The organism is Duganella sp. 3397, from assembly GCF_031456625.1.
Lineage (GTDB): Bacteria > Pseudomonadota > Gammaproteobacteria > Burkholderiales > Burkholderiaceae_D > Rugamonas > Rugamonas phyllosphaerae.
In genome coordinates, this window is the sequence record NZ_JAVDVB010000004.1 from 390,667 (window position 1) to 412,802 (window position 22,136).

General features: G+C 62.8%; 24 protein-coding genes. 14 read left to right on the plus strand and 10 right to left on the minus strand.

All coding sequences use genetic code 11. The annotated features are described in order from the left end of the window. Positions 1-15: 15 nt before the first annotated feature. From glyQ to J2X54_RS14535, 5 genes are all read right to left on the minus strand, one after another. Positions 16-948: a glycine--tRNA ligase subunit alpha gene (gene glyQ / locus J2X54_RS14515; RefSeq protein ID WP_070248307.1), complete on the minus strand. Its 933-nt coding sequence runs from the start codon at positions 946-948 to the stop codon at positions 16-18. A gap of 99 nt (positions 949-1,047) precedes the next feature. After that, positions 1,048-2,640 (minus strand): apolipoprotein N-acyltransferase, encoded by a 1,593-nt coding sequence (gene lnt / locus J2X54_RS14520; RefSeq protein ID WP_310181541.1) that lies wholly within the window; start codon positions 2,638-2,640, stop codon positions 1,048-1,050. Continuing rightward, positions 2,640-3,524: a transporter associated domain-containing protein gene (locus tag J2X54_RS14525; RefSeq protein WP_310181543.1), complete on the minus strand. Its 885-nt coding sequence runs from the start codon at positions 3,522-3,524 to the stop codon at positions 2,640-2,642. The genes lnt and J2X54_RS14525 overlap by 1 nt, the downstream gene beginning before the upstream one ends. Positions 3,525-3,604: 80 nt before the next feature. Next, positions 3,605-4,105 carry an rRNA maturation RNase YbeY gene (gene ybeY / locus J2X54_RS14530; protein ID WP_310181545.1) on the minus strand — a complete coding sequence of 167 codons (501 nt, stop codon included), beginning with the start codon at positions 4,103-4,105 and terminating at the stop codon, positions 3,605-3,607. After that, positions 4,089-5,183, minus strand: a complete 1,095-nt coding sequence (locus tag J2X54_RS14535; protein ID WP_310181547.1) for a PhoH family protein — start codon at positions 5,181-5,183, stop codon at positions 4,089-4,091. Before J2X54_RS14535 ends, ybeY begins: the two co-directional genes overlap by 17 nt. 331 nt (positions 5,184-5,514) lie before the next feature. Here J2X54_RS14535 and J2X54_RS14540 point away from each other — a divergent pair, with 331 nt between their 5' ends. After that, positions 5,515-5,853: a hypothetical protein gene (locus tag J2X54_RS14540; protein ID WP_070248298.1), complete on the plus strand. Its 339-nt coding sequence runs from the start codon at positions 5,515-5,517 to the stop codon at positions 5,851-5,853. Positions 5,854-5,937: 84 nt separating this feature from the next. Here J2X54_RS14540 and J2X54_RS14545 read toward each other — a convergent pair whose 3' ends face one another. Continuing rightward, positions 5,938-6,783: an HDOD domain-containing protein gene (locus tag J2X54_RS14545; protein ID WP_310181549.1), complete on the minus strand. Its 846-nt coding sequence runs from the start codon at positions 6,781-6,783 to the stop codon at positions 5,938-5,940. Continuing rightward, positions 6,776-7,120, minus strand: coding sequence for a hypothetical protein (locus J2X54_RS14550; RefSeq protein WP_070248294.1), 345 nt, complete (start codon positions 7,118-7,120; stop codon positions 6,776-6,778). Before J2X54_RS14550 ends, J2X54_RS14545 begins: the two co-directional genes overlap by 8 nt. A gap of 162 nt (positions 7,121-7,282) precedes the next feature. Here J2X54_RS14550 and J2X54_RS14555 point away from each other — a divergent pair, with 162 nt between their 5' ends. Continuing rightward, entirely contained in the window at positions 7,283-8,854 is a 1,572-nt protein-coding gene (locus J2X54_RS14555; protein ID WP_310181550.1) for a HAMP domain-containing sensor histidine kinase, read from the plus strand. Between the two features lie 56 nt (positions 8,855-8,910). Here the strand turns inward: J2X54_RS14555 and J2X54_RS14560 are convergent, their stop codons facing one another. Continuing rightward, positions 8,911-9,222 (minus strand): hypothetical protein, encoded by a 312-nt coding sequence (locus J2X54_RS14560; protein WP_310181551.1) that lies wholly within the window; start codon positions 9,220-9,222, stop codon positions 8,911-8,913. A 252-nt stretch (positions 9,223-9,474) separates the two neighbouring features. Between J2X54_RS14560 and J2X54_RS14565 the strand changes: the two genes are divergently transcribed. The 5 genes from J2X54_RS14565 to J2X54_RS14585 all read left to right on the plus strand — a co-directional run bounded on the left by J2X54_RS14565 (position 9,475) and on the right by J2X54_RS14585 (position 14,678). After that, positions 9,475-10,335: a ChaN family lipoprotein gene (locus tag J2X54_RS14565; RefSeq protein WP_310181553.1), complete on the plus strand. Its 861-nt coding sequence runs from the start codon at positions 9,475-9,477 to the stop codon at positions 10,333-10,335. Then, a complete protein-coding gene (locus J2X54_RS14570) occupies positions 10,332-10,658 on the plus strand; it encodes a thioredoxin family protein (RefSeq protein ID WP_310181556.1) in 327 nt (108 codons plus the stop codon). Before J2X54_RS14565 ends, J2X54_RS14570 begins: the two co-directional genes overlap by 4 nt. Before the next feature lie 103 nt (positions 10,659-10,761). Next, positions 10,762-12,045 (plus strand): MFS transporter, encoded by a 1,284-nt coding sequence (locus J2X54_RS14575; protein ID WP_070248282.1) that lies wholly within the window; start codon positions 10,762-10,764, stop codon positions 12,043-12,045. 158 nt (positions 12,046-12,203) lie between these two features. After that, positions 12,204-13,607: an MFS transporter gene (locus J2X54_RS14580; RefSeq protein WP_310181558.1), complete on the plus strand. Its 1,404-nt coding sequence runs from the start codon at positions 12,204-12,206 to the stop codon at positions 13,605-13,607. A 69-nt stretch (positions 13,608-13,676) separates the two neighbouring features. Then, positions 13,677-14,678 (plus strand): LacI family DNA-binding transcriptional regulator, encoded by a 1,002-nt coding sequence (locus J2X54_RS14585; RefSeq protein WP_310181560.1) that lies wholly within the window; start codon positions 13,677-13,679, stop codon positions 14,676-14,678. 112 nt (positions 14,679-14,790) lie between these two features. Here the strand turns inward: J2X54_RS14585 and trmL are convergent, their stop codons facing one another. After that, the gene (gene trmL, locus J2X54_RS14590) at positions 14,791-15,261 is read right to left on the minus strand and encodes a tRNA (uridine(34)/cytosine(34)/5-carboxymethylaminomethyluridine(34)-2'-O)-methyltransferase TrmL (RefSeq protein WP_070248276.1); all 471 of its coding nucleotides are present in this window, start codon (positions 15,259-15,261) and stop codon (positions 14,791-14,793) included. Positions 15,262-15,281: 20 nt separating this feature from the next. After that, positions 15,282-16,001, minus strand: a complete 720-nt coding sequence (locus J2X54_RS14595) for a ComF family protein (protein ID WP_070248373.1) — start codon at positions 15,999-16,001, stop codon at positions 15,282-15,284. A 150-nt stretch (positions 16,002-16,151) separates the two neighbouring features. Between J2X54_RS14595 and J2X54_RS14600 the strand changes: the two genes are divergently transcribed. From J2X54_RS14600 to J2X54_RS14630, 7 genes are all read left to right on the plus strand, one after another. Next, the gene (locus J2X54_RS14600; protein ID WP_070248371.1) at positions 16,152-17,075 is read left to right on the plus strand and encodes a methyltransferase domain-containing protein; all 924 of its coding nucleotides are present in this window, start codon (positions 16,152-16,154) and stop codon (positions 17,073-17,075) included. Between the two features lie 403 nt (positions 17,076-17,478). Further along, on the plus strand, positions 17,479-18,663 hold the full coding sequence (coxB, locus tag J2X54_RS14605; RefSeq protein WP_404990926.1) for a cytochrome c oxidase subunit II: 1,185 nt from the start codon (positions 17,479-17,481) through the stop codon (positions 18,661-18,663). A 25-nt stretch (positions 18,664-18,688) separates the two neighbouring features. After that, positions 18,689-20,302 carry a cytochrome c oxidase subunit I gene (gene ctaD, locus J2X54_RS14610; protein ID WP_310181562.1) on the plus strand — a complete coding sequence of 538 codons (1,614 nt, stop codon included), beginning with the start codon at positions 18,689-18,691 and terminating at the stop codon, positions 20,300-20,302. 10 nt (positions 20,303-20,312) lie between these two features. Further along, a complete protein-coding gene (locus J2X54_RS14615; RefSeq protein WP_229255336.1) occupies positions 20,313-20,417 on the plus strand; it encodes a cytochrome oxidase small assembly protein in 105 nt (34 codons plus the stop codon). Between the two features lies 1 nt (position 20,418). Next, positions 20,419-20,973: a cytochrome c oxidase assembly protein gene (locus J2X54_RS14620; RefSeq protein WP_310181563.1), complete on the plus strand. Its 555-nt coding sequence runs from the start codon at positions 20,419-20,421 to the stop codon at positions 20,971-20,973. Further along, positions 20,974-21,171, plus strand: a complete 198-nt coding sequence (locus J2X54_RS14625) for a DUF2970 domain-containing protein (protein WP_070248270.1) — start codon at positions 20,974-20,976, stop codon at positions 21,169-21,171. A gap of 27 nt (positions 21,172-21,198) precedes the next feature. Further along, positions 21,199-22,059, plus strand: a complete 861-nt coding sequence (locus tag J2X54_RS14630; RefSeq protein ID WP_310181565.1) for a cytochrome c oxidase subunit 3 — start codon at positions 21,199-21,201, stop codon at positions 22,057-22,059. Positions 22,060-22,136: the final 77 nt, after the last annotated feature.

Sequence of the window (22,136 nt, forward strand, 5' to 3'; positions counted from 1 at the left end):
GTTATTCAATTCTGATTATTCGGCGACAGTGGCAGCGGCGGCAGGCGCCATCGGGAATCCGAGGCGTTCGCGCGATTCGTAATACGCTTGCGCGACCAGGCGCGACAGCGTACGCACGCGGCCGATGTAGGCGGCGCGTTCGGTCACGGAAATGGCGCCGCGCGCGTCGAGCAGGTTGAAGCTGTGCGAGGCTTTCATGATCTGCTCGTAGGCAGGCAGGGTCAGCTGCGCTTCGATCAGGCGCTTGGCTTCCGACTCGTGGTTGTTGAACTGCGCGAACAGCAACTCGGTGTTCGAGTGCTCGAAGTTATAGGCCGATTGTTCCACTTCGTTCTGGTGGAAGACGTCGCCGTATTTCAGCGTCTTTTGCACCGGTTCGCCGGCCGCGCCGTTCTCTTCCCAGGTCGTCCACACCAGGTCGTACATATTTTCCACGCCCTGCAAGTACATCGCCAGGCGTTCGACGCCGTAGGTGATTTCGCCCAGCACCGGTTTGCAGTCGAGACCGCCCACTTGCTGGAAGTACGTGAACTGCGTCACTTCCATGCCGTTCAACCACACTTCCCAGCCGAGGCCCCAGGCGCCCAGGGTTGGCGACTCCCAGTCGTCTTCCACGAAGCGCACGTCATTCTGCTTGAGATCGAGGCCCAGTGCGGCCAGCGAACCGAGGTACAGGTCGAGAATGTTTTCCGGCGCCGGCTTCATCACCACCTGGTACTGGTAGTAGTGCTGGCCACGGTTCGGGTTTTCGCCGTAGCGGCCATCCTTTGGACGGCGCGATGGCTGCACGTAGGCGGCGCGCCATGGCTCCGGGCCGATCGCGCGCAGGAAGGTGCCGGTGTGGAACGTGCCGGCGCCGACTTCCATGTCGTACGGCTGGAGCAGGGCGCAACCTTGCTGGTCCCAGTAGGTTTGCAAGGTCAGGATAATTTGTTGGAATGTCAGCATCGTGTGTGGTCCAGGGCGCGCCAGCAGGGCAGGCGCGCGGGTTGCAGTTTCACTAAAGGAGCAATTTTAGCGGGTTTTACGGGGGCTGGAGCTAATCTATCAGGAGGTGGCAGCGTTTTTCGGCGCCCGCGACCGTTTTGCCCACAGCCACGCACCGCCCAATGACAGCAGCACCAGCGCCAGGAACAGTTTATTGCCCAGCACGATGTAAGGCGTGGTGCCCGCCATGCCCTGGACGTTGGCGGACAGGGTGCCGGTGGTGTTGACCGGCAGCTGTTCGCGCACGGCGCCGCGGCCATCGATAATGGCGGTGGCGCCGGTGTTCGTCGCCCGCAGCATCGGGCGTCCCGTTTCCAGCGTGCGCATCTGCGAGATCTGCAAATGCTGCGGAATGGCGATGGTGTCGCCGAACCAGGCCAGGTTGGACACATTGAGCAGCATGGTGGCCGGTTGCTGGCCCTGCGCCGGGGTATTCAGTTGCGCGGCGATTTCCTCGCCGAACAAGTCTTCGTAGCAGATATTGGGCAGCACGCGCTGGTCCTTGATCGGGAACGCCGGCTGGATGTCGGGGCCACTGGTCTGGTCGCCGAGCGGGATCGACATCAGGTTGACGAACCAGCGGAAGCCCCACGGGATGAATTCGCCGTACGGCACCAGGTGGTGCTTGTCGTAGCGGTAGTAGCCGCCGGCGACCTGCGCCGCGCCCGGGTTGGCGCTGATGCCGAGCACGCTGTTGAAATACGCCGTGCGGCTGTCTGCCATCGGGATGCCGAGGATCAGGTTGCTATTGGTCTGGTGCATGAACTGCGCCAGGCCGGGCAGGTAGTCGGGCGGCAGCTGCTGCGGCAGCATGACGATGGCTGTCTCCGGCGTGGCGATCAGGTCGGCCGGCGCGGCGGTGATGGCGTCCTGGTACTGGCGCATCACGGCAGCGACGCGCGAGCCGTCGAATTTTTCTTCCTGCGGCACATTGCCCTGGATCAGGCGTACCGAGATCGGCTGGCCTTCCGGGTGGGTCCATGCAATGAAACTGAGGCCCACGCCGGCGACCGAGATCGCCACGACCAGCGCCAGGGCGCGCAGCCGGGTGCGGTGGAAGACCAGCAGCAGGGCCCCGGCGATCAGCGCCGCCAGCCAGCCGAGGCCATACACGCCAATGATCGGTGCAAAGCCGGCCAGCGGGCTGTGATTGTGGGCGTAGCCCGACGACAGCCACGGAAAACCGGTAAACAACCAGCCGCGCAGCCACTCGAACAGCGACCACAGGGCAGGCAGCAGCAGCAGGTTGGCAGCCGGCAGCGGCAGCGCCCATTGTTTGCGCAGCCAGGCGGCCGTGCCCATCGCCAGCGCCACGTAAAAGCCCATGGCCCAGCCCAACAAGGCCACCGCCAGCACCGCCAGCGGCGCCGGCATGCCGCCGTGGTCGTGCATGGAAACGTAGAGCCAATGGATGCCGGCGGCAGTCCAGCCGAAGCCGAACGCCCAGCCGATCAGGCCGGCAGCTTTGACGCTGCTGCTGCGCAGTACCTGGTAAAACAGGGTGGCAAGACCAAGAATTTCCAGCGGCCACCAGCCGAATGGCGCGAAGCCCAGCACGCACAGCGCGCCGGCCACGGCCGTCATCAACATGCGGCCCTGGGTGCTGCGCTGTGGCTTGGGTGGGGCGTTGGGATCGGCGCGGCGAAAGCGCATTACAGGTCGTCGCCGCCGCTTGGTGCCGCTGGCAGTTTTTCCACCAGCAGCACGTGGATCTGGCGCGCGTCGGCACGCAGCACTTCGAAGCGCAAGCCCTGGTAATTGAACACGTCGCCCTTGTGCGGCATGCGCGACAGGTGCTTGGCGACCAGGCCGCCGATGGTGTCGACGTCGTCGTCTGGCAGTTCGGTATCGAGCTCTTGGTTGAATTGCTCGATTTCGGTCAGCGCCTTGACGCGCCAGCGCGGACCGCGCGGCCCTTCCTTGATCGACAGGATGTTGTCTTCTTCTTCGTCGAAGTCGTATTCGTCTTCGATGTCGCCGACGATCTGCTCGAGCACGTCTTCGATGGTGATCAGGCCGGACACGCCGCTGTATTCATCGACCACGATCGCCATGTGGTTGTGGGTGGCGCGGAAGTCGCGCAGCAGCACGTTGAGGCGTTTCGATTCGGGGATGAACACGGCCGGGCGCAGCATGGCGCGCACGTCGAACGATTCTTCGGCGTAGTAGCGCAGCAGGTCTTTCGCCAGCAGGATGCCGATTACCTTGTCGCGCTCGCCTTCGATGGCGGGGAAACGCGAGTGGGCCGTTTCCAGCACGATCGGCATCCATTCCTCGATCGGGCGGGAAATGTCGATCACATCCATTTGCGAGCGCGGCACCATGATGTCGCGCGCCGACAGGTCGGAAACCTGGAACACGCCTTCGATCATCGACAGGGCGTCGGCGTCGATCAGGTTGCGTTCGTGGGCGTCATGGAGAACCTCGAGCAGTTCCGCGCGGTTCTCGGGCTCGGGGGAGATAAATGCGGTCAGGCGTTCGAACAGCGACCGATGGGGTTTGGCGTCAGTTTTGACGCCACTAGAGTGCTCTTGCATAGTAGGCGTGAGCCATTGTTTTGAAGGGGTATAGGATACACCAAATGGTGTGGTTCAGCGATTTTTGTCAAAAAAACCAGTCATGTTCGCGGAAGTTCCGTCTTTTCCTGGGCGTACGGGTCGGCAAAACCGAGCGTTCCCAGCAACTCAGTCTCCAGCGTTTCCATCTCGGTCGCTTCCTCGTCGTCTTCGTGGTCGTAGCCCTGGGCGTGCAGCACGCCGTGCACGATCAGGTGCGCCGTGTGTTCTTCCACCGTCTTGTTCTGCTCGGCCGCCTCTTTTTCCAGCACGTCGGTGCACAGGATGATGTCGGCCTGTGTCGGCGCGTCGTCCGGCAATTCTTCCCCTTCGTTGTAGGCGAAGGTGAGCACGTTGGTGGCGTAGTCCTTGCCGCGGTAGTCGCGGTTCAGCGTGCGGCCTTCGTCGGCATCGACAAAGCGGATGGTCAGTTCGGCCGGCGCGAACAGCGCGGCGCCGATCCAGCGCTTGAGCTTGGCACGGGTGACCAGGGCTTTCAGGCGCGGGTCGGGGTATTGCACCGACAAGGTCAGACTGAACGGTGGACTATTTTTTTCGGACATTTTTCAGGGCGGTGGTTTTGAGCAGGGGGGCGATTTCCGCCTCGTGGTTTTGCGCGGTTTCGTAGGCATCGACGATGCGGCCCACCAGCGGGTGGCGCACCACGTCTTCGCTGGTGAAATGGCTGAAGGCTACGCCGCGCACGTCCTTGAGCACCTGGACTGCATCGACCAGGCCGCTTTTCTGGCTCTTGTGCAGGTCCACCTGGGTGACGTCGCCGGTGACCACGGCCTTGCTGCCGAAGCCGATGCGGGTGAGGAACATCTTCATTTGCTCGACCGTGGTGTTCTGCGCCTCGTCGAGGATCACGAACGCGTGGTTCAGGGTACGCCCGCGCATATAGGCCAGCGGGGCGATCTCGATCACCTGCTTTTCGAACATCTTCTGGGTGCGGTCGAAGCCGAGCAGGTCGTACAGCGCGTCGTACAGCGGGCGCAGGTACGGGTCGACTTTTTGGGTCAGGTCGCCGGGCAAAAAGCCCAGCCGTTCGCCCGCTTCCACGGCCGGACGCGTCAAGATGATGCGCTTGACGGCGTCGCGCTCGAGCGCGTCGACCGCGCACGCCACGGCCAGGTAGGTCTTGCCGGTGCCGGCCGGACCGACGCCGAAGCTGATGTCGTGCTCGAGGATGTTGCGCAGGTAGCGGATCTGGTGCGGCGTGCGTCCGCGCAGATCGGCGCGGCGGGTTTTTAATACCGGGCTGTTGATGTCGGGCTCGACGAACGGCGCGGCAGCAGCGGCGCGCGCGGCTTCCTTGACCGGCGCCGCTGCATCCGGGGTGGAGGCAGCTGCCGCAGCGGCGTTGAGGCCGGCGCGTTGCTCGACCAGCGCCAGTTGTACTTCCTCGATCGGCACCACCTTGTTGGCGATGGCGTAGAACTTTTCGAGGATTTGCACCGCCCGTTCGGCGTTGTAGCCGCTGACGATGAATTTCTCGCCACGGCGGAAAATGGTGACGTCCAGCGCCGCCGAGATCTGGCGCAGGTTTTCATCGAGAGGGCCGCACAGGTGGGCCAGGCGCGTGTTATCGAGCGGCTCCGGGACGAAGTAGTGCGGCTGGACTGGGGTCTTGGTTTTCAATGGCGTTGGGCTTTATGGAGGATGGGGCGCCGGTGCGCGCAGCCGCTAGTTTAGCGTAAAACGACCGACCGCCGCCCTTGCGTGCGCCGCGCTGCCGCTCGCTGTGTTGGAATGGCATGGTTGCCATGTTTTCTACATGGCGATTGATGCCGCACAATCTTGATACGGGCGGCCTATCGGACAACCCGGCTTTTGCGCATAGAATAATATTGCTTTAAATGCAATTCATGACAAAGGTCCGGAAAAGTCCATTTGTTAATTATTGAAAACTCTAAGTTTTCCTTAAGTTCGGACCAGCAATATCTGTTCACCCAACCAACGAGGACACATCATGGCACACCACGCACTCGCATCGCAGGAAAGCTACAACCCGAACCACCTGCTCGACATTCTGCTGGGCAAGATGCAACTGAAAAACGACGCTGCGCTCTCGCGCTTGCTGGAAGTGGCGCCGCCGGTCATCAGCAAGATCCGCCACCACCGCCTGCCGGTAGGCGCCTCGCTGCTGATCCGCATGCACGAAGTGACCGGCATGAGCATCCGCGACCTGCGCGACCTGATGGGCGACCGCCGCACCAAGTACCGCCTGTCCGACGCCCAGGGCCGTCCGAAGCCTGAAGACCGCAACAACAACGACAAGGCCTCGGCCGGAAACGTAGCACACCACTAATGCGCCCCGCGCTCCGCACCTGTCGCGCCGGTCTTTGACCGGCATGGCAGGGAGCCGAGGCTGCCAGGTCGGCCGATCAGCTGATTAGCTGAGCAACACCATCGAAATCTCGTCGTACTGCAATTCCGTCTCGCGGAATATCTGCAAATAAATTTCCTCGTCCAACCCCAACGCTGTCCACGCCACGTTCGACACCTGCGTCACCAGGTCGTCCTGCACCTGCGCCAGGTCGAGCGCGTGCACCATTGCGTCCGCCACGTGGATGATGGCCGCCAAAAAGCCCGCACCCGGCACTTCCGGGTCGTGGTGATAAGCGATGGCCTGGCGCATGGTGTCGGAAAAATTCCAGTGTTCGGCCAGCGCCACGCCGGCCTGCACGTGATCGACGCCCAGCACGTGCCGCTCCGCCGCCAGCAGATAGCAGTCGTGCTCGTCGCGCCAGGCGATCGCGGTCGAATACTGGTTGGGGAAGCACGACACCAGCACCAGCCGGCCGATATCGTGCAGCAGCCCGGCCGTAAATGCGTAGTCCTGGTTGAAGCGCATGTGGCGCGCCAGCACCTTGGCGCAGGCGGCGGTGGCGATCGAGTGGCGCCAGAACGCCTTGTCGTCGAAGCCCGGGCAGTGGCCCTGGGCGAAATAGCCGGTGACGGCGGCGGCCGTGATCAGGTTGCGGGTGGTCTGGAAACCCAGGTAAGTAATCGCTTGCTGGATGGTGGTCACTTTCACTTGCAAGCCGTAGGTCGAGGAATTGGCCAGGCGCAGCGTCTTGGCGGTCAGCGCCTGGTCGTGCGACACCTTTTTGGCCAGCACCGAGATATCGACGTCGTCCTGGTCGATGCTGTTGAGCAGCTCCATTACCACCGCCGGCAGCGAGGGCAGGTCGTCGAGGTTGCGCACCACGTCGTCGTAGCTGACAGTATTACTCATGGTGGTGCTCCGGGCGACCGATGCGGAAGTCGCGCACGAAGCGTTGCAGCAGGCTGGTGGCCCAGTCGGCGCCGGCGTCCGGGTCGGTCTTGCGGAACAGGTGGGCGATACGCGCCTCGTGGTGCTGGCGCGTGGCTTGCTCTTCTTCAGGAGAGACCGCCCCGGTTTCCACTGGCAGCATTTCGATGCCGTGGCGCGGCATCAGCGCCAGCATCGCTTCGGTCAGCACCGCGCCTTGCGGCAGCAGGACCTGGCCCTGCACGTCGAGCAGCACGTCCGACAGGACCATGCCCGGTCGTACCTCGGCCAGCGCCAGTTGATGATAAGTGCCTGTCATTGCAGTCTCCCGAGGTTCCCTGTTTGGATCGATATTACCATTGAGAACGTTCCAAGTCTGCTTGCGCCGCGCGGTGTTGTCCGATCGTTGCTTGCCAAGATGCATTGCTTACCTTACATTCACCAGTTGCGGTCAAATTCAGCGTGAGGGAGGTAAAGTTCGATGTTTGGCATTCAAGGCCGCCTGACGCTGCTGTTCGTGGTGATCGTCACCCTCGTGCTCGGTATTTCCGGCACCTATGCCCAGCACAGCCTGTCGCAGGAACTCGAGGCGGGCAGCCAGCGGCTGCGCCAGGGCGTGCTGGCGCGGCTGCAAACGAGCTTGCCTTCGGCGCTGTGGGACCTGGACAAGGCCAAGGTCGACAACATCGTGGCCGCCGAAATGATGCCGCCCGAACTAGTCTCGATCCGGGTGTACGACACCTCGGTCGGGCTGTTCTCCGGCCGGCTGCGGCGCGAGGACGGCACCCTGGTGCCGATCGAAACCGACGCCGCCGTCGGCGGCACCCCGGTGGTGGCCGACCTGGCCTACCGCGACTCCGGCGGCGCCGGCGCTGCCCTCAAGCCGGTGATCGTGGGCCGGGTGGTGGTCAATTTCAGCCGCGCCCAGATCGAGGCCACGCTGGCGGCCGAGGTGCGGCGCAAGGTGATCGAGGTGCTGCTGCTGGACCTGATCCTGGTGGCGGCGCTGGCCCTGTCGCTGCGCATCGTGTTCGATCCGCTCAAGCGCCTGCGCGACGGCCTGGTGGACCTGGCCACCCGCGACAGCGACGAAGTGGAAGAGTTGCCCGACAACCGCCACGACGAACTGGGCGAAGTCATTCGTGGTTTCAATGCCATCCAGCGCAAGGTCAAATCGAATATCCAGCGCATCCGCGAGGCCGAGGACGAGGCGCGCCAGGCCGCGCTGGCCACTACCCGTGCCCTCGACGAGCTGCGGCTGGCGCAGGAGTCGCTACTGCAAGCCGAGCGGCTGGCCTCGCTGGGTGGCCTGGTGGCGGGCGTGGCCCATGAAATCAACACCCCGGTCGGCATCGCGCTCACCAGCGCCTCGGTGCTGATGGAGGCGACCGAGAAGGTCCACGCAGCGGTGGCCGAAGGCAATATCAAGAAGTCGGACATCACCCGCTACCTGGAGACGGCTGCCGAAAGCACGCGCCTGATCATGAACAACGCCTACCGCGCGGCCCACCTGATCCACAGCTTCAAGCAGATCGCGGTGGACCAGGTGAGCGAGGCGCGGCGCCGCTTCGAGCTGCGCGGCTATATCAACGAGGTGGTGTCGAGCCTGCAGCCCAAGCTCAAGAAGACCCGGATCACGGTCAGCATCGCCTGTCCGCCCGACCTGGTGCTCGACAGTTACCCGGGCGCGCTGGCCCAGGTGCTCACCAATCTCACGCTCAATTGCGTGGACCATGCGTTCGAACCGGAAGAGGAGGGGCGCATCATGATCGGCGTGGCGCGCCAGGGCGACTGGCTCGAGATGCAGGTGAGCGACAACGGCAAGGGCATTGCGCCGGACATGATCGACAAGGTATTCGATCCGTTCGTCACCACGCGGCGCGGCCAGGGTGGTACCGGCCTGGGCCTGAATATCGTGTTCAACCTGATGGCCAAGCAGTTCGGCGGCACCGTCACGGTGGCCAGCGTACTGGGGCAGGGCGCCTGCTTTACCCTGCGCATGCCCTGCGTGACACCGGTGACACCGGTGAGCCCGGCAACACCGGTAATCTAACCTCGACATAAAAAAATCCCGCACCAGGCGGGATTGCAGGGGACGTACGTTGGCACTTAGCGGTCGAAACGCTCCGACGACCGTCGGCGCGAGGTCACGCCCAGCACGACCAGGCCCAGCATGAACATCAACGAAGTTTCGAGTTCCGGCACCGGCAGCGGTGCTTCCTCGACCTTGGCGGCCGACTGGCGGTCCTGCGTAGCCGGCTGGCCGTTACGCTGTGCAACGCTGTCGCACCCGGTATCGTCCGGGCACTGGTGGAACACCGATATTGCAGGCGCGTCAGGCGTGGTGGCAACCTCGGCCGAGGCGGTGCCACACAAGCCCAAAGCGAAGATAGCGGTACTGATGTTTGATAAAATTTTCACATGACACTCCTGAAACTGTATTCGGCGCCAGGCTTAACAGCAATTTAATGCGTTATCCGTATAATTTTTGCGCCAGATCGATTGACAACTGACCGAACTGACATTTAACCACAATTCATAACACATTGCTATTTTAGTTTATTCAATAGAAATTTTTTATTGCACTGCACCAACAGTGTTACGTGTGGCGCTGGGTCTGTCATAAATTAGACCCATCAAATCAACCAATTAGCCTGCAGAGGGTGATATCCCATGATGTACAGAGTCCGATTGATGTGTGGCGCCAGCGTGCTGGCCACCCTCGCACTGTTGAGCGGCTGCGCTGGCGTGGCCAGGCCGGGCGCAGTCGTCAGCACCGCTGCGGCGCCCCCGGCGCCGGTGGGCCCGAATCCCCAGGTCCTGCTGCTGGGCGAGGTGCATGACAACCAGCAAGGCCACCGCCTGCGCTACGAGCTGCTGCGCCAGCGCGTGGAGGCGGGCTGGCGCCCGGCCATCGTGATGGAGCAGTTCGACCGCGAAAACCAGGATTTGCTCGACAGGGCGCAAAAGGGCTGTCTTGACGCCCAGTGCGTGATCCAGATCGTTCACGGTCCGCGCTGGGACTGGCAGTTGTACTACCCGGTGATCCAGCTAGCGCTCACGTACCACTTGCCGCTGGTGGCGGGCAACCTGTCGCGGGCCGATGCCTCGCGCGTGGTGCGCGACGGCATCCAGGCCACGTTCGACCCGCAAGGCATCAAGGACTACCGCCTGGACCAGCCGGTGCCGGCCGATCTGCGCGTCGCCCAGCAAAAAGAGATAGAGATGGGCCATTGCGGCATGTTGCCAGCCATGATGGTCGATGGCATGGTCAATGCCCAGCTGGCGCGCGACATCTGGATGGCCAGGATCATCCGCGACCAGCGCCCGCGCGACGTGGTGCTCATCGCCGGCAACGGCCATGTGCGCAAGGATATCGGTGTGGCGCGCTGGCTTAACCTGGTCCAGCCTATACTGACGGTGCGCGCCGAAGGCTACGTGGAGCCGGGCGAACACGCCGGCCGCTATGATCAAACCTATGCGCTGAGCACGCAGGAACGACCCGACCCCTGCGCCAAATTCAGGAAAAAATGAAAACTCACTACCTAGCCGAGGCGCCGCAGCGCGCCGATATCGATGCCCTGCCGGGCGCAGTCCTGCTCGAGTTCGGCGCCAACTGGTGCGGTCACTGCCAGGCCGCGCAGGCGCCGCTGGCGCAGGCGTTTGCCGGCCACGAGCAGCTTACCCACTACAAGGTCGAAGACGGCCCCGGCCGCGCACTGGGCCGCTCGTTCAAGGTCAAGCTGTGGCCGACCATGATTTTTCTGAAGGATGGCGTGGAGGTGGCGCGCGTGGTGCGCCCGCTGGAGGCGGCCGCGATCGCGGACGGTTTGCAACAGATCGATCCCCGAGCTTGATCGTTCTCTCAGTAGCACTACCTGCCGCAGCCTTCTTTGCTTGGCATCCTGCCAATGGCGTGTGTATGATGGACCGCACCGTTCATTCGCAGGAGCTTTACGCATGAGTCAGTCAAAACCGGCCCAGACCAACAAGCCGGCCACCGTGCTGTTCGCCAGCTTGATCGGCACCACGATCGAATTCTTCGACTTCTATATCTACGCCACCGCCGCCGTGCTGGTGTTTCCCAAGCTGTTCTTCCCCGCCGCCGACCCGGCCGCCGCCACCTTGCAGTCGCTGGCCACGTTTGCCATCGCCTTCTTTGCGCGGCCCATTGGTTCCGCCGTGTTCGGTCACTTCGGCGACCGCGTGGGTCGCAAGGCCACCCTGGTGGCGGCGCTGCTCACCATGGGTCTGTCCACGGTGGTGATCGGCCTGCTGCCCACGTACGCGACCATCGGCACCTGGGCGCCAGCGTTGCTGGCGCTGTGCCGCTTTGGCCAGGGCCTGGGCCTCGGTGGCGAATGGGGCGGCGCGGTGCTGCTGGCTACCGAAAACGCGCCGCCGGGCAAGCGCGCCTGGTACGGCATGTTCCCGCAACTGGGCGCGCCGATCGGCTTCTTCCTGTCGGGCGGGATTTTCCTGCTGCTCACCGAAGTGCAGACCGATGCCGAATTCTTCGCCTACGGCTGGCGCATCCCGTTCCTGGCCAGCGCATTGCTGGTGATCGTCGGTTTGTATGTGCGTCTGAAAATCCACGAAACACCGGACTTCCAGAAAGTGCTGGAAAAGAACGAGCGCGTCAAAGTACCGGTGGTGACGGTGTTCCGCGACCATGGCCGCATGCTGGTGCTGGGCACCCTGATTGCGCTGGCGACCTTCGTGCTGTTCTATTTGATGACGGTGTTCGCGCTCAGCTGGGGCACCACTGCGCTGCATTTCTCGCGCAAGGACTTCCTGATCCAGCAACTGTTCGCGGTGCTGTTCTTTGGCCTGACCATACCGATCGCAGCGGTGTGGGCCGACCGCCATGGCCGTGCGCGCACGCTGATCTGGATTTCGGCGGCGATCGCCGTCTTCGGGCTGGCGCTGGCGCCGCTGTTCGGCTCGGGCAGCACGGTCCAGGTAACGGTATTCCTGTCGCTGGGCCTGGGGCTGATGGGACTGACCTACGGTCCTTTGGGCACCATCTTGTCGGAGCTGTTTCCGGCCGAAGTGCGCTACACGGGCGCCTCGCTCACGTTCAACCTGGCCGGTATCCTGGGCGCCTCGCTGGCGCCGTACATCGCCACCTGGCTGGCCACCAACTACGGTTTGCAATACGTCGGCTACTACCTGAGCGGGGCGGCGGTGATCAGCCTGATCGCGCTGTTGCTGGCCCGTCCTAGAATGAAGCAGGCAGCATAAAAAAACGCTTCGCGCAACGATTTGATCATTTGGTGGCTGCCTTTGAGCAGCCACTTGTTTTTTCTTGCTTCACAACTTTTATGGTTGTACGATGACATATGACATGATCTCGTGGAGACCGGGAGATCATCTATATAAACATAATACAAAGTGATGCCATGAATCTGAGCGAGCCCGTCAACCCGCAGTCAGTCGGCCAGGCCGTCGGTAAATACCGCTGGACCATCTGTGCCTTGTTGTTTTTTGCCACCACTATCAATTACCTCGACCGCCAGGTGCTCAGCCTGCTGGCGCCGGACCTGTCCAGGGAGTTCGGCTGGACCAATACCGATTATGCCAACATCGCCGCCGCGTTCCAGTTCGTGTACGCGGTCTCGATGCTGCTGGCCGGCCGCGTGGTCGACCGCATCGGCACCAAGACCGCGTATATCGTGGCCATCGTGATCTGGTCGCTGGGTGCCATCCTGCACGCGTTTGCGGTGCCGATGGGCGAGGGCATAGCGGTGGTCGCTGGCGCCTTCGGGCTGGTGCTGGTGCCGTCGATTGTTGGTTTCATGGTGTCGCGCGCGGTGCTGGCGATCGGCGAGGCCGGTAACTTCCCGGCCGCGATCAAGGCCACTGCCGAATACTTCCCCAAGAAAGAGCGTTCGTTCGCCACCGGCATCTTCAACTCCGGCGCCAACGTCGGCGCGATCCTGGCGCCGATCAGCGTGCCGCTGATCGCCTCCGTGTGGGGCTGGCAGTGGGCGTTCATCATCATCGGCGCGGTCGGCTTCTTCTGGATGGCGCTGTGGATCTGGTTGTACGACAAGCCGGAACAGCAAAAGCGCATGAGCGCCGCGGAACTGGCCTATATCCGCAGCGACCAGGTGGTCAAAGTCGAAACCACCGAGGAAGCGTCGGCCGCTGCTGCCCGTAAAACCTCGTGGTTCCAGTTGCTGAAATACCCGCAGACCTGGGCTTTCGCCTTCGGCAAGTTCATGACCGACGGCGTGTGGTGGTTCTTCCTGTTCTGGCTGCCTACTTACCTGTCGGCCCAGTACGGCATGAAGGGCGACGCCATCATCGTGCCGCTGGCCGTGCTCTACAGTATGACCATGATCGGTTCGATCGGCGGCGGCTGGTTCCCCAGCTACTTCATGGCCCGTGGTTATGCGCCGTATGACGGCCGCATGCGGGCGATGTTCGTGATCGCGCTGTTCCCGCTGCTGGTGCTGCTGGCGCAACCGCTCGGTTCGATCAGCTTCTGGGTGCCTGTCATCCTGATCGGTATCGGCGCCTCGGCCCACCAGGCCTGGTCGGCCAATATCTTTACCACCGTGTCGGACATGTTCCCGCAAAAAGCGGTGGCGTCGGTGGTCGGTATCGGCGGCATGGCCGGCGGTATCGGCGGCGTGCTGCTGACCAAGCTGGGCGGCTGGGTGTTCGACCACTACAAGGCGGTCAACGACATCTACACCGGCTACATGATCATGTTCGCGATCTGCGCCGTGGCCTACCTGGCAGCGTGGTCGGTCATGAAAATCCTGGTGCCGCGCCATAAAGAGATTACCGATCTGTAAGGGGTAGGGGCCGGTGGGCGCGTGCTAAGATCGTTGCCACGATCGATCACGCGCCCACTCCTGCCTGCAATGAAAAAAAACGTAGCAACCATCCGTGACGTGGCCGCCGCCGCCGGCGTCTCGACCGCCACCGTGTCGAAGTTTGTGAACGGCGCACAACGGTTTTCACCGGCAGTCGAAGCCACCATCAAGGAAGTGATCGCCAAACTGGGCTACCGGTCCAACCCGCTGGCGCAATCGATGATCACGGGCCGCACGCGCAGCATCGGCCTCTCCATCCTCGACATCAACAATCCCCATTTCACCAGCATCGTCAAGGGCGCCAACCGCGTGGCCCTGGCCCATAATTACACCTTGCTGCTGGTCGATACCGAAGAAAACGCCGACCGCGAACGGCCGCTGATCGAAGCGCTGAGCCGCCGCGTCGATGGCCTGATCCTCTTCTCGCGCATGGTCGAGTCCGAGATGGACTGGCTGATGGACCTGGACAAGCCGCTGGTGTATTTCGGCCGGCCCACGCGGCTGCCGTTGCAATGGGTGAGCAGCGACGACACCCGTGGCGCCGCCATGCTGGTGCGTCACCTGCTGTCGCTGGGGCACCGGCGGTTTGCCTACCTGCGTTTTGCCCGCGCCCGGCGCGACCACGACCGCCTCGACGCCATCCGCGCCTGCCTGGGCGAGCAGGACCTGGAACTGACGGTGTACGAGGGCGGCACGCCCACGTCGGCCGAGGGCGAACGCGTGTGTTCGGCCATCCTGCTGGGCGGCAACCCGCCCGATGCGCTGATCTGCTACAACGACTTGATGGCGTTGGGCTTCATGAAGGCGGCGCAAACCCTCGGTTTTTCGCTGCCCGACGACCTGTCGGTGGCGGCGTTCGACAATATCTCGTATGGCCAGTACACGTCGCCGGCGCTGACCACCGTCGATATGCAGAGCGAGCGGATGGGGGCGGCGGCGATGGAAAAACTGATTGCCGCCATTGATGGCAAGCCGGAGCCGGAGACCGGCATGATCGAGCCGCAGCTGATCCTGCGCACTTCTACTGCACGCAGAAAGACGAGCGCCTGACGAAGCTCCATGGCGGCGTTGCAACTCCTCGCCGTACTGGCGTACTGTCTTCGTCGCTGCGCCTTGCCCTGGAGGTTCGTCAGGCGCTCTGCGTTGACGATTCCATTAAACCCTAAGCGCCGCCGGCGTAGCCGTTCTGGCGCCAGGCTTCAAAAACTACGACCGCGACGGTATTGGACAGATTGAGGCTGCGGTTGTCGGGCCGCATCGGCAGGCGGATGCGCTGTTCGGCCGGGAAATTGTTGCGCAGGGCGGGCGGCAGGCCGGCGGTTTCCGAGCCGAACACGAACACGTCGCCCGGCTGGAAGCTGGCGCTGGCGAACGGCGACGAGCCGTGCGTGGTCATGGCGAACATGCGCGACGGGTCGGGCTGCAGGTCGGCGCAGAACGCTTGCCAGTCGGCGTGCACCTTCATTTTCGCGTACTCGTGGTAGTCGAGGCCGGCGCGCTTGAGCTTGGAATCTTCGAGCGGAAAGCCGAGTGGCTCGATCAGGTGCAACTGGGCGCCGGTGTTGGCGCACAGGCGGATGACGTTGCCGGTATTGGGCGGAATTTCGGGGTGGACGAGTACGACGTGAAACAAGATGCTTCTCCTTAAATATTTCAATGGGGCGGCGTGCGCGCGAACACGAAGTTGCTCACGCGCGCCGCGCCGTGGCGCTTGAGGGTGGCGGCCATTTCGTCGAGCGTGCCGCCGCTGGTCATCACGTCGTCGACCACGCCGATATGGCGCCCGCGCACCAGTGCCAGCGCCGGCGCGGCCAGCGCAAAGGCGCCGGCGATATTGGCGCGCCGATGCTCGGGCGCCACGCTGCTCTGCGCGGCCGTCTCGCGGATGCGCGCGAGCAGCCTTGGCTGCAGTACCACGCCGAGGCTGCGCGCCAGCGGCCGGGCAATTTCCAGCGCCTGGTTGTAGCCGCGCTGCGCCAGTCGGCGCCGACCCAGCGGCACCGCGCACAGCACGTCGGGCAGCGTGTCCGGGTGTTGGCCCACCACCACCGCCAGCCGCCGCGCCATCAGCGCCGCCAGCGCCAGCCGGTGGCCGAATTTCAGCTGCAGCACCAGTTGATCGACCGGCAGCGCATAGTCGGCGGCCACGATGGTGCGGTCGAAGGCCGGGCGCGCAGCGATGCAGTGGCCGCATAGCGTCGCCCCGGCCACGACCGGGTTGGCGCAGCAATGACAGCGCGGCAGGCGCGTGGCGTCGCCGAAAAACTGGTCCACGCAGGCGCTGCACAAGGTGTCGTCACCGCCCGCGCCGCACAGCGCACACGAGGTGGGCAACAGCAGATTGAGCGCACGCTGGAACAGCTTGCCATTCATGCCAACTTCCCAAAAATCGCAGCGCACAGCGGCCAGCCTGGCGCCAACCATGTACACTGCCGACATTATCGCATTACCGACGACGACTGCCGCGGCCACAGTTGCATGACGGTGCTGTCGTCCCCGGTAGAACCCAACTGTCAACCATATATGCACGCCCCTGCCAACCCGCCCAAACTCAGCGCTCCGATTGATCTGCATCATGTACGCGCCCTGTTTTCCCGTCCCGAACGCACCCGTGCCGCTGATTTCCTGCGCCGGGAAATCGCCTCGAGGATGGTCGACCGGCTGGAACTGGTTAAAATCGCGCCTTTGCGCGTGCTCGATGCCGGTTGTGGCGATGGCGCCGACCTCGGCATGTTGCAGAAAATGTACGCTGCCGCCCAGATTCTCGGTGTCGATGCGGCCGAGGCGCCGCTGCGCGCCGTGCGCAGCCAGGGCGCCAGGCAATCGTCGCTGAACCAGCTGCTGGCGAAGTTGCTGCCGGCGAAGGCCGGTATCGACCTGGTCTGCGGAGATTTCGCCGATTTGCCGCTGGCGCCGAACTCCATCGATCTGGTGTGGTCCAACCTGGCGTTGCACTGGCATCCGCAGCCCGACCGCGTGTTTGCCGAGTGGCGCCGCGTGCTGCGGGTCAACAGTCTGCTGATGTTTTCGTGCTTCGGCCCCGACACCCTGCGCGAGTTGCGCACGGCGTTTGCCGAAGCCGACCTGGCGCCGCACGTGCTGCCGTTCGTCGATATGCATGATTTCGGCGACCAGCTGGTGGAAGTGGGCTTTTCCACGCCGGTACTCGACATGGAAGTGATCACGGTCACTTACGATACAACGCAGGCGCTGCTGGCCGATGTGCGCGCGCTGGGCGGCAATCCGCTGGCCACGCGCAGCCGGGGGCTGACGGGCCGGCAGGCGTGGCAGCGCATGCTGGCGGCGCTGGAGCGCCAGCGCCGGCCCGACGGCAAGCTGACGCTGACGTTCGAGGTGATCTACGGCCACGCATTCCGGCCAGCGCCGCGCACCACGTCCAAGGGCGAGGCGATCATCCGCTTCGACCTGCCGCGCAAGAAGAATTAACATCGTCCATAGCGCGATCTCGCCCCGGATGCAAGCGAAATGCGTCGCGAGGACCACAGAGTTGCAAAATCGTTTATTTGTTGATGTGCGTGGTTTTTGTTCTATATAATCAATAACCAACTTTGCCACCAATTCATGGGCAAAGCCGCTATCCGGTCACTAAATGAAACGAAGTGGGCAGTTGATTTAAGCAGCATCGGGCTTTTGTATAGTTCTCTCGCAGCACGCTGTGAAGTAGGGGATGGAGACAAAGGCTTCAGCGTCCCGGCAGTGTGCCAACGGGACCTGGAGTTGTTTAAGGAGCGACGCGGGTTTGGTTTACCGGAATCCAGGTCGTTACAAAATAATTACACTTGGGTTTGTTGGGGAAAACATGACACTTGCGAAGCGACTTACATCGTTCATGCTCGGCTTTACGATGACGGCAGCCAGTATTGCAGCGAGGGCGGCAGACACTGCTGGAACCTACGGCCCGGCCACCGGCGGCACCGGCGGCCCCATCGAAAAGCAGCTCAACCTGCAACCGCCTGCCACCCGCATCGCCACCGAGGTCTATGACCTGCACACGTGGATGATGATCGTGTGCCTGGTGATCTTCGTCGCCGTGTTCGGCGTGATGTTCTACTCGATCTTCAAGCACCGCAAATCGCTGGGCCACAAGCCGGCCACGTTCCACGAATCGACCAGCGTCGAAATCGCCTGGACCATCGTGCCGTTCCTCATCGTCATCGGCATGGCGCTGCCTGCCACCCGCACCGTGGTCGGCATGAAAGACACCAGCAACGCCGACATCACCATCAAGGTCACCGGCATGCAATGGAAGTGGGGCTACGACTACCTGAGCGGCGAAGGCAACGGCATTTCCTTCCTGTCCAACCTGACCACGCCACGCGCGCAGGTTGGCGCCCCCGGCTTTGCGCCGACCGAAAAGCGCGGCGACAATTACCTGATGGAAGTCGACAACGAGATGGTGGTGCCGGTCCATAAAAAGATCCGCATCGTCACCACCGCCGCCGACGTCATTCACTCGTGGTCGATTCCCGCGTTTGCCGTCAAGCAGGATGCGATCCCGGGTTTCGTGCGCGACACCTGGTTCAAGGCCGAACACACCGGCACCTACCGCGGCTATTGCTCCGAGCTGTGCGGCAAGGAGCACGCGTTCATGCCGATCGTGGTGCGCGTGGTCAGCGACGCCGACTACACGGCTTGGGTCGATGGCAAGAAAAAGGAAATGGCCGCGCTGGCCGACGATCCGAACAAGACCTTCACCATCGACGAGCTGAAAACGCGCGGCGAAAAAGTCTACACCGCCAACTGCGCGGTCTGCCACCAGGCCAACGGCAAGGGCGTGCCGGGCGCGTTCGCCCCGCTCGACGGCTCGGCTGTCGTCAACGGCGACAAGGCCGCGCAAATCCACGTGCTGCTCAACGGCCAGAAGAGCGGGAAATATCCTGCCGAAATGCCGGCGTGGAAGCAGCTGTCCGATACCGAAATTGCGGCCGTGATCACGTACACCCGCAACAGCTGGTCGAACAAGCCAGAACAAAACATCGTCCAACCGGCCGAAATCGTGGCTGCACGTAAATAATCCAGCAGAACAGCAGGAGACACAAATGAGCACAAGCACCATTGATCACGCCCATGGTCATGAGCACGACCACGCGCACGACCACGACCACGCACATGAGCACCCCAGCGGCCTGAAACGCTGGCTGTTCGCCACCAACCACAAGGATATCGGCACGCTGTACCTGTGGTTCTCGTTCGTCATGCTGCTGTCGGGCGGGGTGCTGGCGCTGATGATCCGCAGCGAGCTGTTCCACCCTGGCCTGCAATTCTTCCAGCCCGAATTCTTCAACCAACTGACCACCATGCACGGCCTGGTGATGGTGTTCGGCGCCATCATGCCGGCCTTCGTGGGCTTTGCCAACTGGATGATCCCGCTGCAGATCGGCGCGTCCGACATGGCCTTTGCGCGCATGAACAACTTCTCGTTCTGGCTGCTGCCGCCCGCTGCGCTGTTGCTGGCGACGTCGTTCCTGGTGCCCGGTGGCGCCACCGCCGCCGGCTGGACCCTGTACGCGCCGCTGTCCACGCAAATGGGACCGGGCATGGACATGGCGATTTTCGCCATGCACCTGATGGGCGCCTCGTCGATCATGGGCTCGATCAACATCATCGTCACCATCCTCAACATGCGCGCGCCCGGCATGACCCTGATGAAAATGCCGATGTTCTGCTGGACCTGGCTGATCACCGCCTACCTGCTGATCCTGGTGATGCCGGTGTTGGCGGGCGCGATCACCATGACGCTGACCGACCGCCATTTCGGCACCACGTTCTTTAACGCCGCAGCCGGCGGCGACCCGGTGATGTACCAGCACATCTTCTGGTTCTTCGGCCACCCCGAGGTGTACATCATGATCTTGCCGGCGTTCGGCATCGTCTCGCAGATCCTGCCGGCGTTCGCGCGCAAGCAGCTGTTTGGCTACGCGTCGATGGTGTACGCCACCGCGTCGATCGCGATCCTGTCGTTCGTGGTCTGGGCCCACCACATGTTTACCACCGGCATGCCGGTGACGTCGCAGCTGTTCTTCATGTACGCCACCATGCTGATCGCTGTGCCCACCGGCGTGAAAGTGTTCAACTGGATCGCCACCATGTGGAAGGGCTCGATGACCTTCGAGACCCCGATGCTGTTTACGGTGGGCTTCATCTTCGTGTTCACCATCGGCGGTTTTACCGGCCTGATCCTGGCGGTCACCCCGATCGACATCCAGCTGCAAGACACGTATTACGTGGTGGCGCATTTCCACTACGTGCTGGTCGCCGGTTCGCTGTTCGCGCTGTTTGCCGGCTTCTATTACTGGTCGCCCAAGTGGACCGGCCACATGTACAACGAAACCATGGGCAAGGCGCACTTCTGGCTGTCGCTCATTTCGTTCAACGTCACGTTCTTCCCGATGCACTTCCTGGGCCTGGCCGGCATGCCGCGCCGCTATGTCGATTACTCGGCGCAGTTCACCGACTACAACATGATCGCCACCATCGGCGCGTTCGGCTTCGGCCTGTCGCAGGTGTTCTTCCTGTTTGGCGTGGTGATCCCCACCATCCGGGGCGGCAAGAAAGCGGAAGCCAAGCCCTGGGAAGGCGCCGAGGGCCTCGAGTGGACCGTGCCGTCGCCAGCGCCGTTCCATACGTTTGAAACGCCACCGCAGTTCAAATAAGCTGACCGCCATGAGCACAAAAAAGCCCAACAACACGCGCCTGGCCCTGCTGCTGGCCGGGCTGGCGGTGCTGTTTTTTCTGTCGGTATTCGTCAAGCGCATCTGGCTGAGCTGACATGAAAAAAGACGGCACCTCCGGACTGAACCGCACCATGCTCGGCAAGCTGCTGGTCACGGCCGTGGTGATGTTCGGCTTTGCCTATGCGCTGAACCCGTTCTACCGCCAGATCTGCGAAGCGCTGGGCCTGAACGTGCTCACGCAAAAAGATGGCACGGTCGAGTACGACAAGAACACGCAGGTGGACGCCAGCCGCAACATCACCATCGAGTTCGATGCCAACAGCCAGGGACCGTACCGCTTCCGGCCCACGGTGGCCTCGATGACGGTGCACCCGGGCGAGCTGGCCACGGTGACGTACGAGGTGGTCAACACCCAGAACCGCGATGTGGCGGCGCAGGCGATCCCGAGCTACGCGCCGCAGAACGCCATGCAGCATTTTAAGAAGGTCGAGTGCTTCTGCTTCCGCCAGCAAGCGTTGAAGCCGAACGAGGCGCGGCAGATGCCGGTGATGTTCTACATCGACCCCAAGCTGCCGCGCGATGTGAAAACCATCACCCTGTCGTACACCTTCTTCGAGGTGGGCGGCATGGACAAGACTGCGGCTAAATAAATGGACAAGAAGCCGGCGTCGTTTCTGTATTCGTTGAAGGCGGTGGTGTGGTCGTTCTTCGGCCTGCGCCGCAAAAGTGATTTCGACAACGATGATGCCCGGCTCAACCCGGTGCACATCGTGATCGCGGCGCTGATCGCCGTGGCCCTGTTCATCGGGCTGCTGATCCTGGCCGTGCAGTGGGCGGTAGCAAAATAGTCCTTACAAAATGACAGGGAGATCAAGATGAGCGCACACAACACCGCAGCACCGTACTACTTCGTGCCGGGGCCGTCGCGCTGGCCGCTGCTGGCCGGTATTGCGCTGCTGGTGACCATGGCTGGCGCCTCGGCCTGGGTGAACGACGTGTCGTGGGGCATGCCGGTCAACATGGTCGGCCTGGCCGGCATTATCGCGGTGCTGTACTTCTGGTTCGGCGACGCCATCAAGGAATCCGAAGGCGGCTTGTACAGCCAGCGCATCGACTACTCGTTCCGCTGGTCGATGGCGTGGTTCATCGTCTCCGAGGTGATGTTCTTCGGCGCCTTCTTCGGCGCACTGTTCTACGCCCGCGTGATCTCGATGCCATGGCTCGGCGACATCGACCATAAATTCATCTGGCCCGATTTTGCCGCGCAGTGGGGCGGCGCCAGCCCGGCCGGCATGGTCGATGAGTTCCGCACCATGGGACCGTTCCCGATTCCAACCATCAATACCGCCTTGCTGCTGACCTCCGGTGTGACGCTCACCATCGCCCACCACGCGCTGCGCGCCGGTCACCGCGCGCAGACGGCGATCTGGCTGTTTGCCACCGTGCTGCTGGGCGCCACCTTCATGGGCTTCCAGGCTTACGAATACATCCACGCCTACCGAGACCTCAATCTCAAGCTCACGTCCGGCATCTACGGCTCGACCTTCTTCATGCTGACCGGCTTCCACGGTTTCCACGTGACGATGGGGGCGATCATGCTGTCGGTCGTGCTGTACCGGGTACTCAAGGGACACTTTACGCCCGATAATCACTTCGCCTTCGAGGGTGCGGCGTGGTACTGGCACTTCGTGGACGTGGTGTGGCTCGGTCTTTACGTCGTGATCTACTGGCTCTGAACATCGCCCAAACATCGGCGCTATAATGCTGTCGGCCGCACACGGAAGGTCCGGTGCGGCCGTTTTTTCTGGCGTAA

What these genes read in the sequence shown, in the direction of transcription:
- glyQ (WP_070248307.1), bottom strand. Translation starts at nt 948, where the DNA reads ATGCTGACATTCCAACAAATTATCCTGACCTTGCAAACCTACTGGGAC.
- lnt (WP_310181541.1), bottom strand. Translation starts at nt 2,640, where the DNA reads ATGCGCTTTCGCCGCGCCGATCCCAACGCCCCACCCAAGCCACAGCGC.
- J2X54_RS14525 (WP_310181543.1), bottom strand. Translation starts at nt 3,524, where the DNA reads ATGCAAGAGCACTCTAGTGGCGTCAAAACTGACGCCAAACCCCATCGG.
- ybeY (WP_310181545.1), bottom strand. Translation starts at nt 4,105, where the DNA reads ATGTCCGAAAAAAATAGTCCACCGTTCAGTCTGACCTTGTCGGTGCAA.
- J2X54_RS14540 (WP_070248298.1), top strand. Translation starts at nt 5,515, where the DNA reads ATGGCACACCACGCACTCGCATCGCAGGAAAGCTACAACCCGAACCAC.
- J2X54_RS14545 (WP_310181549.1), bottom strand. Translation starts at nt 6,783, where the DNA reads ATGAGTAATACTGTCAGCTACGACGACGTGGTGCGCAACCTCGACGAC.
- J2X54_RS14550 (WP_070248294.1), bottom strand. Translation starts at nt 7,120, where the DNA reads ATGACAGGCACTTATCATCAACTGGCGCTGGCCGAGGTACGACCGGGC.
- J2X54_RS14555 (WP_310181550.1), top strand. Translation starts at nt 7,283, where the DNA reads ATGTTTGGCATTCAAGGCCGCCTGACGCTGCTGTTCGTGGTGATCGTC.
- J2X54_RS14565 (WP_310181553.1), top strand. Translation starts at nt 9,475, where the DNA reads ATGATGTACAGAGTCCGATTGATGTGTGGCGCCAGCGTGCTGGCCACC.
- J2X54_RS14570 (WP_310181556.1), top strand. Translation starts at nt 10,332, where the DNA reads ATGAAAACTCACTACCTAGCCGAGGCGCCGCAGCGCGCCGATATCGAT.
- J2X54_RS14575 (WP_070248282.1), top strand. Translation starts at nt 10,762, where the DNA reads ATGAGTCAGTCAAAACCGGCCCAGACCAACAAGCCGGCCACCGTGCTG.
- J2X54_RS14580 (WP_310181558.1), top strand. Translation starts at nt 12,204, where the DNA reads ATGAATCTGAGCGAGCCCGTCAACCCGCAGTCAGTCGGCCAGGCCGTC.
- J2X54_RS14585 (WP_310181560.1), top strand. Translation starts at nt 13,677, where the DNA reads ATGAAAAAAAACGTAGCAACCATCCGTGACGTGGCCGCCGCCGCCGGC.
- J2X54_RS14595 (WP_070248373.1), bottom strand. Translation starts at nt 16,001, where the DNA reads ATGAATGGCAAGCTGTTCCAGCGTGCGCTCAATCTGCTGTTGCCCACC.
- J2X54_RS14600 (WP_070248371.1), top strand. Translation starts at nt 16,152, where the DNA reads ATGCACGCCCCTGCCAACCCGCCCAAACTCAGCGCTCCGATTGATCTG.
- coxB (WP_404990926.1), top strand. Translation starts at nt 17,479, where the DNA reads ATGCTCGGCTTTACGATGACGGCAGCCAGTATTGCAGCGAGGGCGGCA.
- ctaD (WP_310181562.1), top strand. Translation starts at nt 18,689, where the DNA reads ATGAGCACAAGCACCATTGATCACGCCCATGGTCATGAGCACGACCAC.
- J2X54_RS14615 (WP_229255336.1), top strand. Translation starts at nt 20,313, where the DNA reads ATGAGCACAAAAAAGCCCAACAACACGCGCCTGGCCCTGCTGCTGGCC.
- J2X54_RS14620 (WP_310181563.1), top strand. Translation starts at nt 20,419, where the DNA reads ATGAAAAAAGACGGCACCTCCGGACTGAACCGCACCATGCTCGGCAAG.
- J2X54_RS14625 (WP_070248270.1), top strand. Translation starts at nt 20,974, where the DNA reads ATGGACAAGAAGCCGGCGTCGTTTCTGTATTCGTTGAAGGCGGTGGTG.
- J2X54_RS14630 (WP_310181565.1), top strand. Translation starts at nt 21,199, where the DNA reads ATGAGCGCACACAACACCGCAGCACCGTACTACTTCGTGCCGGGGCCG.